A 15,262-nucleotide genomic window follows, 5' to 3' on the forward strand; every position below is an offset into this window, starting at 1 on the left:
CTCGCCTTCCCCGTTGTGCGGGGGGTTGGGGTGGTTTTTTTTTTTTTACCCCCGCGCGGGGGGGGGGGGCCCCACCCCCGCCCCGCCCCCCCCCCCCCCGGCGGCACGTTTCTGCTGAACCTGCGGAGCGCTCAGCCCTCCTCGTGGGACACCGCACGACGCGCGTCCGCATCCAGTACGCCCCAGCTGATCAGCTGCTCGGTGAGGACCGAGGGCGACTGGTCGTAGATGACGGCGAGTGTGCGCAGGTCGTCCTGGCGGATGGAGAGCACCTTGCCGTTGTAGTCGCCGCGCTGCGACTGGATCGTTGCCGCGTACCGCTGCAGGGGGCCCGCCTTCTCGGCCGGCACCGTGGCCAGCCGCTCCAGGTCCAGGACCAGCTTCGGCGGCGGCTCGGCGGCGCCGCCGGGGGTGGTGCCCGGAAGGAGTTCCTGCACGGGTACGCCGTAGAAGTCCGCCAGCTCGGCAAGGCGCTGCACGGTGACGGCGCGGTCGCCGCGCTCGTACGAACCGACCACGACCGCCTTCCAGCGGCCCTGGGACTTCTCCTCGACACCGTGGAGGGAAAGGCCCTGCTGGGTGCGGATGGCCCGGAGCTTGGCCCCGAGCTGTTTGGCGTATTCGCTGGACATATAGCTCCCCGGACACTGTGTCGACGCGGCCGGCTGTTTTCCATGCCGCGCGGCTGGTAACTCACTGTGAGGTTACGCAGCGTTACTCTTCTGCGTCAAGCCGAATGGTCCGCAGCGACTCTTCCGTGGTATCGGCGGTCGACTGCGCCGAGCGGGTGAACCTCGGCCGTCAGGGGGGTGACCAGGCCGGTCGTCCCGGCCTGCTACCGTGGATGGCGCAATCCCGACGTCCTTTAAGGTCCGTCCCGTGAGGCGGAGAAGGAGGTCCGTTTCGTATGGACACGCAAGCATCCGATGCGCGGCCCGTGCTCGAAGGGCCCGACATCGCGCGGGTACTGACCCGCATCGCCCACGAGATCGTCGAGCGCGCCAAGGGCGCCGACGACGTGGTGCTCCTCGGCATTCCGACCCGAGGCGTCTTCCTCGCCCAGCGGCTCGCCGCCAAGCTCGAACAGATCACCGAGCGCAAAGTCCCGTGCGGTTCGCTGGACATCACGATGTACCGCGACGACCTGCGCATGCACCCGCCGCGTGCGCTGGCCCGCACCGACATTCCCGGTGACGGCATCGACGGCAAGCTCGTCGTCCTGGTCGACGACGTCCTCTTCTCCGGCCGCACCATCCGCGCCGCCCTCGACGCCCTGAACGACATCGGGCGCCCGCGTGCCGTGCAGCTCGCGGTCCTGGTCGACCGCGGCCACCGTGAACTGCCCATCCGCGCCGACTACGTCGGCAAGAACCTCCCCACGTCGCTGCGGGAGACGGTCAAGGTCCAGCTCGCCGAGGAGGACGGTCGCGACACCGTGCTGCTCGGTGTGAAGCAGACCGCCCAGGGCGCGCAGCACTAGCAAGCGGGGGCGTACGCCCACCGTCCTACGCCGCCGCGTACTCCTGCCCGCCCGAAATCTCCCGAATGAACTGCCTTACGGAGCCTGAAAGATGCAGCGCCATCTCATCTCGGCCGCCGACCTCACCCGCGACGACGCCGTCCTGATCCTCGACACCGCCGAGGAGATGTCCCGGGTCGCCGACCGGCCGATCAAGAAGCTGCCGACCCTGCGCGGCCGCACCGTGGTGAACCTCTTCTTCGAGGACTCAACCCGCACCCGGATCTCCTTCGAGGCCGCCGAGAAGCGGCTGTCCGCGGACGTCATCAACTTCTCCGCCAAGGGGTCGAGCGTGTCCAAGGGCGAGTCCCTCAAGGACACCGCCCAGACCCTGGAGGCCATGGGCGTCGACGCCGTCGTCATTCGGCACGGCGCCTCCGGAGCCCCGTACCGGCTGGCCAATTCCGGCTGGATCGACGCCGCCGTCATCAACGCCGGTGACGGCACCCACCAGCACCCCACCCAGGCCCTGCTCGACGCCTTCACCATGCGCCGCCGGCTCGTCGGCCGGGACGCCGGGCTCGGTCAGGACCTCGCCGGCCGCCGCGTCACCATCGTCGGCGACGTCCTGCACAGCCGGGTCGCCCGCTCCAACGTCGACCTGCTGCACACCCTCGGCGCCGAGGTCACCCTCGTCGCCCCGCCGACCCTGTTGCCGGTCGGCGTCGCTTCCTGGCCCTGCGAGGTCTCCTACGACCTCGACGCCGCGCTGCCCAAGTCCGACGCGGTGATGATGCTGCGCGTGCAGCGCGAGCGCATGCACGCCGCGTACTTCCCGACCGAGCGGGAGTACTCGCGGCGCTACGGCCTCGACGGCGACCGCATGGCGCGGATGCCCGAGCACGCCATCGTGATGCACCCCGGACCGATGGTCCGCGGCATGGAGATCACCGCCGAGGTCGCCGACTCCGGGCGCTGCACCGCCATCGAGCAGGTCGCCAACGGAGTCTCCATCCGGATGGCCGTTCTGTACCTGCTGCTCGGCGGCAACGAACCCGCCGTCACCAACACCCGCCCGCCCGTCTCCCACCACCACCCTTCCAACGAGCGCTCCGCGCACACCATTTCTGCGGACGAGGAGAAGTAACACAGATGAGCAAGATCCTGATCCGCGGTGCGAAGGTGCTCGGCGGCGAGCCGCAGGACGTCCTGATCGACGGCGACACCATTGCCGAGGTGGGTACCGGTCTGAGTGCCGACGGCGCAGAGGTCGTCGAGGCCGACGGCAAGGTGCTGCTCCCCGGCCTCGTCGACCTGCACACCCATCTGCGCGAGCCCGGCCGCGAGGACTCCGAGACCGTGCTGACGGGTACGCGGGCGGCTGCGAGTGGCGGTTACACCGCTGTGTTCGCCATGGCCAACACCTTCCCGGTGGCCGACACGGCCGGTGTCGTCGAGCAGGTCTGGCGGCTCGGACAGCAGCACGGCTACTGCGACGTCCAGCCGATCGGGGCCGTCACCGTCGGCCTGGAGGGCAGCAAGCTCGCCGAGCTGGGCGCCATGCACGAGTCCGCGGCCGGTGTCACCGTCTTCTCCGACGACGGCAAGTGCGTCCACGACGCCGTGATCATGCGCCGGGCGCTGGAGTACGTGAAGGCCTTCGGTGGCGTCGTCGCCCAGCACGCGCAGGAGCCGCGGCTGACCGAGGGTGCCGAGATGAACGAGGGCGTGGTCTCCGCGGAGCTGGGGCTGGGCGGATGGCCGGCCGTCGCCGAGGAGTCGATCATCGCCCGCGACGTGCTGCTCGCGGACCACGTCGGCTCGCGCGTCCACATCTGCCACCTGTCGACGGCAGGCTCGGTCGAGATCGTCCGCTGGGCCAAGTCCCGCGGCATCGACGTGACCGCCGAGGTCACCCCACACCACCTGCTCCTCACCGACGAGCTGGTCCGGACGTACAACCCGGTCTACAAGGTGAACCCGCCGCTGCGCACCGAGGGCGACGTGCTGGCGCTGCGCGAGGCGCTCGCCGACGGCACGATCGACATCGTCGCCACCGACCACGCCCCGCACCCGCACGAGGACAAGGACTGCGAGTGGGCCGCCGCCGCCATGGGGATGGTCGGCCTGGAGACCGCATTGTCGGTGGTCCAGGAGACGATGGTCGACACCGGGCTGCTCGACTGGGCCGGCGTCGCGGACCGTATGTCCTTCACGCCGGCACGGATCGGGCAGGCCACGGGCCACGGACGTCCCGTCTCGGCAGGTGAGCCCGCCAACCTCACCCTCGTCGACACGGCATACCGTGGGTTGGTGGACCCCGCGGGCTTCGCCTCGCGCAGCCGCAACACCCCCTACGAGGGGCGTGAGCTGCCGGGCCGTGTCACGCACACGTGGCTCCGGGGCAAGGCCACGCTCGTCGACGGGAAGCTCACGTGACACCTGTAATCCTGCTGGCCGCCGAGAAGGAATCGGCGGAAGTGACCGACTGGGCCGCCCGCCTCGGCTGGGTGGTGGGCCTCGCCCTGTTCGTCGCGCTCGTCTACTGGCTGATGCGCGAGGGCTGGAAGTGGCGCGGCACCCTCCAGGGCGACCTGCCGGAGCTCCCCACCGCGCCGGACGACCCCGGCCCGGCGAAACTGAGCCTCAGCGGCCGTTACCACGGCTCCACCACCGCCGGTCAGTGGCTGGACCGCATCGTGGCGCACGGCCTGGGCACCCGCAGCCGGGTCGAGCTCACGCTGACCGACGCGGGACTGGACGTCGTACGCCCCGGGGCCACCGACTTCTTCGTCCCCGTGGCGGCCCTGCGCGAAGCGCGGCTCGACAAGGGCATCGCCGGCAAGGTCCTCACCGAGGGCGGTCTGCTGGTGGTGACCTGGGCGCACGGCGAGCGGCTGATCGACTCCGGCTTCCGCTCCGACCACGCGGCCGAGCACAACGAGTGGGTCGACGTCATTAACTCCATGATCAAAGCAACCACCACGGAAGGCGCCGAACGATGACGACCTCCATCCAGGGAGCCGCCTCGCAGAGGCACAAGGCAGCTCCTGCCGTACTCGTCCTGGAGGACGGCCGGATCTTCCGCGGCCGTGCCTACGGGGCCGTGGGGGTGACCTTCGGCGAGGCCGTGTTCTCCACCGGCATGACCGGCTACCAGGAGACGCTGACCGACCCGTCGTACCACCGTCAGGTCGTCGTGATGACCGCCCCGCACGTCGGCAACACCGGCGTCAACGACGAGGACCCGGAGTCGAAGCGGATCTGGGTCTCCGGTTATGTCGTACGGGACCCCGCGCGCGTGCCGTCCAACTGGCGCTCCCGGCGGTCGCTGGACGAGGAGCTGCGGGGCCAGGGTGTCGTCGGCATCTCCGGCATCGACACGCGCGCGTTGACCCGGCACCTGCGTGAGCGCGGCGCCATGCGCGTCGGCATCTTCTCCGGCAACGCGCTGCCCGACGAGGGCACCATGCTCGCCGAGGTGCGCCAGGCCCCCGAGATGAAGGGCGCGAACCTCTCCGCCGAGGTCGCCACCACCGAGCCGTACGTCGTCCCCGCCATCGGTGAGAAGAAGTTCACCGTCGCCGCCGTCGACCTCGGCATCAAGGGCATGACCCCGCACCGGATGGCCGAGCGCGGTATCGAGGTGCACGTGCTGCCCGCCACGGCGACCGCCGACGACGTGTACGCCGTGAACCCGGACGGCGTGTTCTTCTCCAACGGCCCGGGCGACCCGGCCACCGCCGACCACCCGGTCTCCGTGATGCAGGCGGTCCTGGAGCGTGGCACCCCGCTGTTCGGCATCTGCTTCGGCAACCAGATCCTGGGCCGCGCGCTCGGCTTCGGCACCTACAAGCTGAAGTACGGCCACCGCGGCATCAACCAGCCGGTGCAGGACCGGACGACCGGCAAGGTCGAGGTCACCGCGCACAACCACGGCTTCGCCGTCGACGCCCCGCTCGACAAGGTGTCCGACACCCCCTACGGCCGCGCCGAGGTCTCCCACGTCTGCCTCAACGACAACGTGGTGGAAGGTCTCCAGCTCCTCGACCGTCCGGCCTTCAGCGTCCAGTACCACCCCGAAGCGGCAGCCGGCCCGCACGACGCCGCCTATCTGTTCGACCGCTTCGTTTCCCTGATGGAGGGCCAGCGTGCCTAAGCGCACCGATATCCAGTCCGTCCTGGTCATCGGCTCCGGCCCGATCGTCATCGGCCAGGCCGCCGAGTTCGACTACTCCGGCACCCAGGCGTGCCGCGTCCTGAAGTCCGAGGGCCTCAGGGTCATCCTCGTCAACTCCAACCCGGCGACGATCATGACCGACCCGGAGATCGCCGACGCGACGTACGTCGAGCCGATCACCCCCGAGTTCGTCGAGAAGATCATCGCCAAGGAGCGGCCGGACGCCCTGCTGCCGACGCTGGGCGGTCAGACGGCGCTGAACACCGCCATCTCGCTGCACGAGAACGGAACCCTGGAGAAGTACGGCGTCGAGCTGATCGGCGCCAACGTCGAGGCGATCCACAAGGGTGAGGACCGCGATCAGTTCAAGCTGGTCGTCGAAGCGGTCAAAGCCAAGATCGGCTACGGCGAGTCCGCCCGCTCGGTCATCTGCCACTCCATGGACGACGTGCTCAACGGCGTCGAGCAGCTCGGCGGCTACCCGGTCGTCGTCCGCCCGTCCTTCACCATGGGCGGCGCCGGCTCCGGCTTCGCGCACGACGAGGACGAGCTGCGCCGCATTGCAGGACAGGGCCTCACGCTCTCGCCCACCACCGAGGTGCTCCTGGAGGAGTCCATCCTCGGCTGGAAGGAGTACGAGCTGGAGCTGATGCGCGACAAGCACGACAACGTCGTGGTCGTCTGCTCCATCGAGAACTTCGACCCGATGGGCGTGCACACCGGCGACTCGATCACCGTCGCGCCGGCGATGACGCTGACCGACCGCGAATACCAGATCCTGCGGGACATCGGCATCGCCGTCATCCGCGAGGTCGGTGTCGACACCGGCGGCTGCAACATCCAGTTCGCGGTGAACCCGGACGACGGCCGTGTCATCGTCATCGAGATGAACCCGCGCGTGTCGCGGTCGTCGGCGCTCGCCTCCAAGGCGACCGGTTTCCCGATCGCCAAGATCGCCGCGAAGCTGGCCGTGGGGTACACCCTCGACGAGATTCCGAACGACATCACGCAGGAGACCCCGGCCTCCTTCGAGCCGACCCTCGACTACGTGGTCGTCAAGGCGCCCCGCTTCGCCTTCGAGAAGTTCCCGCAGGCCGACTCCACGCTGACCACCACCATGAAGTCGGTCGGCGAGGCCATGGCCATCGGCCGCAACTTCACCGAGGCGTTCCAGAAGGCGCTGCGCTCGCTGGAGAAGAAGGGCAGCCAGTTCACGTTCGTGGGCGAGCCCGGCGACAAGGACGAGCTCCTGCGTGCGGCCGTACGGCCCACCGACGGCCGGATCAACGCGGTCATGCAGGCCGTCCGCGCGGGCGCCACGCCCGAGGAGGTCTTCGAGGCCACGAAGATCGACCCGTGGTTCGTCGACCAGCTCTTCCTCATCAAGGAGATCGCCGACGAGATCGCCGAGGCCCCCGAGCTGACCCCCGACCTGCTGGCCGAGGCCAAGCGGCACGGCTTCTCCGACCAGCAGATCGGCGAGATCCGCGGCCTGCGCGAGGACGTCGTGCGAGAGGTGCGGCACGCGCTCGGTATCCGGCCGGTGTACAAGACGGTCGACACCTGCGCCGCCGAGTTCGCCGCCAAGACGCCGTACTTCTACTCCTCCTACGACGAGGAGACCGAGGTGGCTTCTCGCGAGAAGCCGGCCGTCATCATCCTGGGCTCGGGTCCCAACCGGATCGGCCAGGGCATCGAGTTCGACTACTCCTGCGTCCACGCCTCCTTCGCGCTGTCCGACGCCGGGTACGAGACCGTGATGGTCAACTGCAACCCGGAGACGGTCTCGACGGACTACGACACCTCCGACCGCCTGTACTTCGAGCCGCTGACGCTGGAAGACGTCCTGGAGATCGTCCACGCCGAGGCGCAGGCCGGCCCGATCGCCGGAGTCGTGGTCCAGCTCGGAGGTCAGACGCCGCTGGGTCTGGCGCAGGCGCTGAAGGACAACGGCGTGCCGATCGTCGGTACGCCCCCCGAGGCCATCCATGCCGCCGAGGACCGCGGCGCCTTCGGCCAGGTGCTCAAGGAGGCCGGCCTCCCGGCCCCGAAGCACGGCACGGCCACCACCTTCGCCGAGGCCAAGGCCATCGCCGACGAGATCGGCTACCCGGTCCTGGTCCGGCCGTCGTACGTCCTCGGCGGGCGCGGCATGGAGATCGTGTACGACGAGGCGCGGCTGGAGTCGTACATCGCCGAGTCGACCGAGATCAGCCCCTCCCGGCCGGTCCTGGTCGACCGGTTCCTCGACGACGCGATCGAGATCGACGTCGACGCCCTCTACGACGGCGAGGAGCTCTACCTCGGCGGCGTCATGGAGCACATCGAGGAGGCCGGCATCCACTCCGGCGACTCGGCGTGCGCGCTGCCGCCGATCACGCTGGGCGGCTTCGACATCAAGCGCCTGCGGGCCTCCACGGAGGCCATCGCGCGCGGTGTCGGCGTGCGCGGCCTGATCAACATCCAGTTCGCGCTGGCGGGCGACATCCTCTACGTGCTGGAGGCCAACCCGCGCGCGTCCCGTACGGTTCCTTTCACCTCGAAGGCGACCGCCGTGCCGCTGGCGAAGGCCGCCGCCCGGATCTCGCTGGGCGCGACCATCGCCCAGCTGCGGGCAGAGGGACTCCTCCCGGCGGACAGCGACGGCGGCGAGCTCCCGCTCGATGCGCCGATCTCCGTCAAGGAGGCCGTGATGCCGTGGTCGCGCTTCCGTGACATCCACGGACGCGGCGTCGACACCGTCCTCGGCCCGGAGATGCGGTCCACCGGCGAGGTCATGGGCATCGACTCCGTCTTCGGCACGGCGTACGCCAAGTCGCAGGCCGGCGCCTACGGTCCGCTGCCCACCAAGGGCCGCGCCTTCATCTCGGTGGCCAACCGCGACAAGCGGTCGATGATCTTCCCGGCGCGTGAACTGGTCGCCCACGGCTTCGAGTTGCTCGCCACGTCCGGCACGGCCGAGGTCCTCAAGCGCAACGGAATCCACGCCACCATCGTGCGCAAGCAGTCCGAGGGCACCGGCCCGAACGGCGAGCGGACCATCGTCCAGCTCATCCACGACGGCGAGGTCGACCTCATCGTCAACACCCCGTACGGCACCGGCGGCCGCCTCGACGGCTACGACATCCGTACGGCAGCCGTGGCACGTTCGGTGCCGTGCCTGACGACGGTTCAGGCGCTCGCCGCCGCAGTCCAGGGCATCGATGCCCTCAACCACGGTGATGTGGGCGTCCGTTCGCTCCAGGAACACGCGGAACTCCTGACCGCGGCCCGCGACTAGCAGCCCGAGGGGGACACCGGAAACGGTGTCCCCCTCTTCGTGAGGACACTGAGTGATGTACAAGCTGTTCTTCCGTCTGGTCTTCCGACGGATGGATCCCGAGCAGGCTCACCACCTTGCCTTCCGGTGGATCCGCCTCGCCGTCCGCATCCCCGTGCTGCGGACCTTCGCCGCGGCCGTGCTGGCGCCCCGCTACAAGGAGCTGCGCACCGAAGCCCTCGGCCTGCGCATGCACGGCCCCTTCGGGCTCGCGGCCGGGTTCGACAAGAACGCCGTCGCGATCGACGGCATGGCGATGCTCGGCTTCGACCATGTCGAGATCGGCACGGTGACAGGGGAGTCGCAGCCCGGCAACCCCAGGAAGCGGCTGTTCCGGCTGGTGCCGGACCGCGCCCTGATCAACCGCATGGGCTTCAACAACGACGGCTCCCTGACCGTCGCCGCCCGCCTCGCCTCGCGTACGCCCGTTTTCAAGACGGTCGTGGGCGTCAACATCGGCAAGACCAAGGTCGTTCCGGAGGCCGAGGCCGTCGGGGACTACGTGAAGTCCGCCGAGCGACTCGCGCCCTACGCCGACTATCTGGTCGTGAACGTCTCCTCGCCGAACACGCCGGGGCTGCGCAACCTCCAGGCAGTGGACCACCTGCGCCCGCTGCTCAGCGCGGTCCGCGAGGCCGCCGACCGGCGCGTGACCGACCGCCGCGTTCCGTTGCTGGTGAAGATCGCGCCCGACCTGGCGGACGAGGACATCGACGCCGTCGCCGACCTCGCCGTCGAGCTCGGCCTCGACGGGATCATCGCCACGAACACCACCATCGCGCGCGACGAACTCGGTTTGAAATCCGAACCATCCCTGGTCAAGGAGGTCGGCGGCCTCTCCGGCGCCCCCCTGAAGGACCGCTCCCTCCAGGTGCTGCGCCGTCTGTACGCGCGCGTGGGCGACCGCATCACGCTCGTCGGCGTGGGCGGCATCGAGAGCGCCGAGGACGCCTGGCAGCGCATTCTGGCCGGCGCGACGCTGGTACAGGGATACAGCGCCTTCATCTACGCGGGCCCCTTCTGGGCCCGCGCCATCCACAAGGGCCTCGCCGCCCGCCTCCGTACGAGCCCGTACGCCACCCTCGCCGACGCGGTCGGCGCCGACGTAAGGAAGACGGGATGACTCTTCTCGAACCCTTCGGAGCCCGGCTGCGCCGCGCCATGGACGAGCGGGGTCCGCTGTGCGTCGGCATCGACCCGCACGCGTCCCTGCTCGCCGAGTGGGGCCTCAACGACGACATCGCCGGGCTGGAGCGGTTCAGCCGCACGGTCGTCGAGGCCATGGCCGACCGGGTCGCCGTCCTCAAGCCGCAGAGCGCGTTCTTCGAGCGCTTCGGATCGCGCGGCGTGGCCGTCCTGGAGAAGGCGGTCGAGGCGGCGCGGGCGGCCGGTGCGCTGGTCGTCATGGACGCCAAGCGCGGCGACATCGGCTCCACCATGGCCGCGTACGCCGAGTCCTTCCTGCACAAGGACGCCCCGCTGTTCTCGGACGCGCTGACCGTCTCTCCGTACCTCGGCTACGGGTCGCTCGAGCCGGCCGTCGAGCTGGCACGCGAGAGCGGTACCGGGCTGTTCGTGCTGGCGCTGACCTCCAACCCCGAGGGCGGCGAGGTCCAGCACGCCGTCCGCGCCGACGGCCGCACGGTCGGCGCGACGATGCTGGCCCACCTGGCTGCCGAGAACGCAGGGGAGCAGCCCCTGGGCTCCTTCGGCGCGGTCGTCGGCGCCACCCTGGGCGACCTCTCGTCGTACGACCTCGACATCAACGGTCCGCTGCTCGCCCCGGGCATCGGGGCCCAGGGCGCCACTCCGGCCGATCTTCCCCGGGTCTTCGGGGCCGCGGTGCGCAACGTCGTGCCCAACGTCAGCCGGGGTGTGCTGCGGCACGGACCCGACGTCGGGGCGCTGCGTGCGGCCGCGGACCGCTTCGCGGAGGAGATCCGGGCCGCGGTGACGGCAGCCTGAGCCCTCCGGCCGGCGTCTCCGAGCCGGTCTGAGGCTGGATACATTCTCAAATCCAGGGCAGTATGTCTGAAATATCCTGTCCTGACAGAGGCTGACCAGGACTTTTCCGCTGTTCTCGCTGACTCTGGCGGACTTGGCCGCTAGTCTCCGACGTGAGTGAGCGGGCAAGCGTGTTGCTCGTGGCTCCCCAGGTGTGGGGCGACTAGGTTCCTCACCGGTCCGTATCCGACAGTTCGACATCCGAGGTGACGTAGGCGTGGCTCTTCCGCCCCTTACCCCCGAACAGCGCGCAGCCGCGCTCGAAAAGGCCGCCGCGGCTCGCCGGGAGCGGGCCGAGGTCAAGAATCGACTCAAGCACTCCGGCGCCTCCCTTCACGAGGTCATCAAGCAGGGCCAGGAGAACGACGTCATCGGCAAGATGAAGGTCTCCGCCCTGCTCGAGTCCCTGCCGGGCGTGGGCAAGGTCCGCGCCAAGCAGATCATGGAGCGACTCGGTATCTCCGAGAGCCGCCGCGTGCGCGGTCTCGGTTCCAACCAGATCGCCTCCCTCGAGCGCGAGTTCGGCAGCACCGGTTCCTGACTTCCTCCGGGACACCGGGACTGGTCCCGGGCACTCCCGGATTGCTGGAATAATCGCTGCATGAGCGAACGTCCGCGGCTGACCGTGCTCTCCGGACCCTCCGGGGTCGGCAAGAGCACGGTCGTCGCCCATCTGCGCAAGGAACACCCCGAGGTCTGGCTCTCGGTCTCGGCGACGACCCGCAAGCCCCGCCCCGGCGAACGGCACGGAGTCCACTACTTCTTCGTCACCGACGAGGAGATGGACAAGCTGATCGCCAACGGCGAGCTGCTGGAGTGGGCCGAGTTCGCCGGCAACCGCTACGGCACGCCGCGTGCGGCCGTGCTGGAGCGGCTGGAGGCGGGCGAGCCCGTCCTGCTGGAGATCGACCTCCAGGGCGCCCGGCAGGTTCGTGAGTCCATGCCCGAGGCCCAGCTGGTGTTCCTGGCCCCGCCCTCCTGGGAGGAGCTGGTGCGCAGACTGACCGGCCGGGGCACCGAGCCGCCCGAGGTGATCGAGCGCCGGCTTCGGGCCGCGAAGGTCGAGCTGGCGGCCGAGCCGGAGTTCGACATGACCCTGGTCAACACCTCCGTCGAGGACGTGGCGCGCGAGCTGCTAGCCTTGATGGACGTCGTGTGATCGTGACTGACTGATCACTCTGACTGGTTCTTTCCCATCCATCGGAAGGTAGAGCGTGTCCTCTTCCATCTCCGCGCCCGAGGGCATCATCAACCCGCCGATCGACGAGCTCCTCGAGGCCACCGACTCGAAGTACAGCCTCGTGATCTACGCGGCCAAGCGGGCCCGCCAGATCAACGCGTACTACTCGCAGCTCGGCGAGGGCCTCCTCGAGTACGTCGGTCCGCTCGTCGACACCCACGTCCACGAGAAGCCGCTCTCGATCGCCCTGCGCGAGATCAACGCGGGGCTGCTGACCTCCGAGGCCGTCGAGGGCCCGGCGCAGTAGTATTTTCTGCTCGCAGCAGTCTTATCCACAGGCCCGGCAGCGCGACTGCCGGGCCTGTGGTCTGCTCGGGGGTGCGGGGTCGTCCCCCGTGATGATGCAGGGTGGAGTCGTACGGGAGTCGTACGTTGCCGAGTCCGGGGAGAGACGGTGGACAAGCCGAAGGTCGTTCTGGGGGTCAGCGGCGGCATCGCCGCGTACAAGGCCTGTGAGCTGCTGCGCAGACTCACGGAGTCCGGTCATGACGTCCGTGTCGTTCCCACCGCCTCCGCCCTGCACTTCGTCGGCGCCGCGACCTGGTCCGCCCTGTCCGGCAACCCCGTCTCGACGGAGGTCTGGGATGACGTCCACGAGGTGCCGCATGTGCGCATCGGCCAGCAGGCCGACCTGGTGGTCGTCGCCCCGGCCACGGCCGACACGCTCGCCAGGGCCGCCCACGGCCTCGCCGACGACCTCCTGACGAACACCCTGCTCACCGCCCGTTGCCCGGTCGTCTTCGCCCCCGCCATGCACACGGAGATGTGGGAGCACCCGGCCACCCAGGAGAACGTGGCGACGCTGCGCCGCCGCGGCGCGGTCGTCATCGAGCCCGCCGTCGGGCGGCTCACCGGCGTCGACACCGGCAAGGGCCGGCTGCCCGACCCGGGCGAGATCTTCGAGGTCTGCCGCCGCGTCCTGGCCCGGGGTGGCACCGAGCCGGACCTGAAGGGCCGCCATGTCGTCGTCAGTGCCGGCGGCACCCGCGAGCCCCTCGACCCGGTCCGCTTCCTCGGCAACCGCTCCTCCGGCAAGCAGGGCTACGCCCTCGCCCGTACGGCCGCCGCCCGCGGAGCCCGGGTCACCCTGGTCGCGGCGAACACCACCGGCCTGTCCGACCCGGCCGGCGTGGACGTCGTCCCGGTCGGAACGGCCGTACAACTGCGTGAGGCGGTGCTGAAGGCGGCCGCGGACGCCGACGCGGTCGTGATGGCCGCGGCGGTCGCCGACTTCCGCCCGGCGACGTACGCCGCCGGGAAGATCAAGAAGAAGGACGGGCAGGACCCGGACCCCATCGTGCTGGTGCGGAATCCGGACATCCTGGCCGAGATCTCGGCCGACCGCGCCCGACCGGGACAGGTGATCGTCGGCTTCGCCGCCGAGACCGACGACGTCCTCGCCAACGGTCGCAGAAAGCTGGAGCGCAAGGGCTGCGACCTCCTCGTGGTGAACGAGGTGGGGGAGCGCAAGACCTTCGGCTCCGAGGAGAACGAGGCCGTGGTGCTGGGTGCCGACGGCACCGAGATCCCCGTACCGTACGGCCCGAAGGAGGCGCTGGCCGAAACGGTGTGGGACCTGGTGTCCGAACGGCTGCGCTGAATGCTTCATGCGCTCCACCGCGCTCCGCACCCGTGCACATTTGAGGCGTGGCGACCCTGGCCAATGCAGCCGGACTTTGGGCAGAATGCCCGTGCCGCAGGTCACAGCGCTCCCGAGAGGCGAGACGGTGGCCATGCGGCGGAGCGCGACCGATAAACTGTTCTCGGACGACGCCGGGCGCAGCCCCCGTCCCGTCCACCAATGATCAGCCAGCAGCCGCTGCAACCCCAGGGAGCGTTGTGTCCCGTCGCCTGTTCACCTCGGAGTCCGTGACCGAGGGTCACCCCGACAAGATCGCTGACCAGATCAGCGACACCATTCTCGACGCGCTTCTGCGCGAGGACCCGTCATCCCGGGTTGCGGTCGAGACCCTGATCACGACCGGTCTGGTGCATGTGGCCGGCGAGGTCACCACCAAGGCCTACGCGCCGATCCCGCAGCTGGTCCGGGACAAGATCCTCGAGATCGGCTACGACTCTTCGAAGAAGGGCTTCGACGGCGCCTCCTGTGGTGTCTCGGTGTCGATCGGCGCGCAGTCCCCGGACATCGCGCAGGGTGTGGACACGGCGTACGAGTCCCGGGTCGAGGGCGACGACGACGAGCTCGACAAGCAGGGCGCCGGTGACCAGGGCCTGATGTTCGGTTACGCCTCCGACGAGACGCCGACGCTGATGCCGCTGCCGATCTTCCTGGCGCACCGGCTGTCGAAGCGCCTGTCCGACGTGCGCAAGAACGGCACGATCCCCTACCTGCGCCCGGACGGCAAGACGCAGGTCACCATCGAGTACGACGGCGACAAGGCCGTCCGCCTGGACACGGTGGTCGTCTCCTCGCAGCACGCCAGCGACATCGACCTGGAGTCCCTCCTGGCGCCCGACATCCGCGAGTTCGTCGTCGAGCCGGAGCTGAAGGCGCTCCTGGACGACGGCATCAAGCTCGACACCGAGGGCTACCGCCTGCTGGTGAACCCGACCGGCCGTTTCGAGATCGGCGGCCCGATGGGCGACGCCGGCCTGACCGGCCGCAAGATCATCATCGACACCTACGGCGGTATGGCCCGCCACGGCGGCGGCGCCTTCTCCGGCAAGGACCCGTCCAAGGTGGACCGCTCGGCGGCGTACGCGATGCGCTGGGTCGCCAAGAACGTGGTCGCCGCGGGTCTGGCCTCCCGTTGCGAGGTCCAGGTGGCCTACGCGATCGGCAAGGCCGAGCCGGTCGGTCTGTTCGTCGAGACCTTCGGCACCGCCAAGATCGACCACGAGAAGATCGAGAAGGCGATCGACGAGGTCTTCGACCTCCGCCCGGCCGCGATCATCCGTGATCTCGACCTGCTCCGCCCGATCTACGCCCAGACCGCGGCGTACGGCCACTTCGGTCGTGAGCTCCCCGACTTCACATGGGAGCGCACGGACCGCGTGGAGGCGCTGCGGGCGGCTGCGGGGCTGTAGGTCCCGCGTCGG

At 69.7% G+C, this 15,262-nt stretch carries 14 protein-coding genes; 13 read left to right on the forward strand and 1 reads right to left on the reverse strand.

Features of this window, described 5'->3' with window-relative positions; translation table 11 throughout:
• Nucleotides 1-131: 131 nt before the first annotated feature.
• Nucleotides 132-632 carry a transcriptional regulator BldD gene (gene bldD / locus ACFV7R_RS33685; RefSeq protein WP_129796818.1) on the reverse strand — a complete coding sequence of 167 codons (501 nt, stop codon included), beginning with the start codon at nt 630-632 and terminating at the stop codon, nt 132-134.
• 275 nt (nt 633-907) lie between these two features.
• On the opposite strand from bldD, the gene pyrR reads away from it, so the two are divergent.
• The 13 genes from pyrR (at nt 908) to metK (ending at nt 15,250) form a co-directional block, all read left to right on the forward strand.
• On the forward strand, nt 908-1,480 hold the full coding sequence (pyrR, locus tag ACFV7R_RS33690; protein ID WP_385270253.1) for a bifunctional pyr operon transcriptional regulator/uracil phosphoribosyltransferase PyrR: 573 nt from the start codon (nt 908-910) through the stop codon (nt 1,478-1,480).
• Nucleotides 1,481-1,571: 91 nt separating this feature from the next.
• Nucleotides 1,572-2,606 carry an aspartate carbamoyltransferase catalytic subunit gene (locus ACFV7R_RS33695; RefSeq protein WP_385270255.1) on the forward strand — a complete coding sequence of 345 codons (1,035 nt, stop codon included), beginning with the start codon at nt 1,572-1,574 and terminating at the stop codon, nt 2,604-2,606.
• A gap of 5 nt (nt 2,607-2,611) precedes the next feature.
• On the forward strand, nt 2,612-3,898 hold the full coding sequence (locus ACFV7R_RS33700) for a dihydroorotase (RefSeq protein WP_385270257.1): 1,287 nt from the start codon (nt 2,612-2,614) through the stop codon (nt 3,896-3,898).
• The gene (locus tag ACFV7R_RS33705; RefSeq protein ID WP_385270259.1) at nt 3,895-4,464 is read left to right on the forward strand and encodes a hypothetical protein; all 570 of its coding nucleotides are present in this window, start codon (nt 3,895-3,897) and stop codon (nt 4,462-4,464) included. Before ACFV7R_RS33700 ends, ACFV7R_RS33705 begins: the two co-directional genes overlap by 4 nt.
• Complete coding sequence (carA, locus tag ACFV7R_RS33710) at nt 4,461-5,618, forward strand: glutamine-hydrolyzing carbamoyl-phosphate synthase small subunit (protein ID WP_385270261.1); 1,158 nt, start codon at nt 4,461-4,463, stop codon at nt 5,616-5,618. Before ACFV7R_RS33705 ends, carA begins: the two co-directional genes overlap by 4 nt.
• Nucleotides 5,611-8,919 carry a carbamoyl-phosphate synthase large subunit gene (carB, locus tag ACFV7R_RS33715; protein WP_385270263.1) on the forward strand — a complete coding sequence of 1,103 codons (3,309 nt, stop codon included), beginning with the start codon at nt 5,611-5,613 and terminating at the stop codon, nt 8,917-8,919. The genes carA and carB overlap by 8 nt, the downstream gene beginning before the upstream one ends.
• Nucleotides 8,920-8,974: 55 nt before the next feature.
• Nucleotides 8,975-10,081, forward strand: a complete 1,107-nt coding sequence (locus ACFV7R_RS33720) for a quinone-dependent dihydroorotate dehydrogenase (RefSeq protein ID WP_385270265.1) — start codon at nt 8,975-8,977, stop codon at nt 10,079-10,081.
• Nucleotides 10,078-10,923 carry an orotidine-5'-phosphate decarboxylase gene (gene pyrF / locus ACFV7R_RS33725; RefSeq protein ID WP_385270267.1) on the forward strand — a complete coding sequence of 282 codons (846 nt, stop codon included), beginning with the start codon at nt 10,078-10,080 and terminating at the stop codon, nt 10,921-10,923. The genes ACFV7R_RS33720 and pyrF overlap by 4 nt, the downstream gene beginning before the upstream one ends.
• 256 nt (nt 10,924-11,179) lie before the next feature.
• A complete protein-coding gene (locus ACFV7R_RS33730; RefSeq protein WP_003977346.1) occupies nt 11,180-11,503 on the forward strand; it encodes an integration host factor in 324 nt (107 codons plus the stop codon).
• A 60-nt stretch (nt 11,504-11,563) separates the two neighbouring features.
• On the forward strand, nt 11,564-12,121 hold the full coding sequence (gene gmk, locus ACFV7R_RS33735; protein WP_385270269.1) for a guanylate kinase: 558 nt from the start codon (nt 11,564-11,566) through the stop codon (nt 12,119-12,121).
• A 55-nt stretch (nt 12,122-12,176) separates the two neighbouring features.
• Complete coding sequence (rpoZ, locus tag ACFV7R_RS33740) at nt 12,177-12,449, forward strand: DNA-directed RNA polymerase subunit omega (protein WP_003988945.1); 273 nt, start codon at nt 12,177-12,179, stop codon at nt 12,447-12,449.
• A 147-nt stretch (nt 12,450-12,596) separates the two neighbouring features.
• Complete coding sequence (gene coaBC, locus ACFV7R_RS33745) at nt 12,597-13,802, forward strand: bifunctional phosphopantothenoylcysteine decarboxylase/phosphopantothenate--cysteine ligase CoaBC (protein WP_385270271.1); 1,206 nt, start codon at nt 12,597-12,599, stop codon at nt 13,800-13,802.
• Between the two features lie 239 nt (nt 13,803-14,041).
• The gene (metK, locus tag ACFV7R_RS33750) at nt 14,042-15,250 is read left to right on the forward strand and encodes a methionine adenosyltransferase (RefSeq protein WP_129796807.1); all 1,209 of its coding nucleotides are present in this window, start codon (nt 14,042-14,044) and stop codon (nt 15,248-15,250) included.
• Nucleotides 15,251-15,262: the final 12 nt, after the last annotated feature.

Origin of the sequence: Streptomyces sp. NPDC059866 (assembly GCF_042731325.1) — a bacterium.
In the GTDB taxonomy this organism is placed as follows: domain Bacteria; phylum Actinomycetota; class Actinomycetes; order Streptomycetales; family Streptomycetaceae; genus Streptomyces; species Streptomyces flavusporus.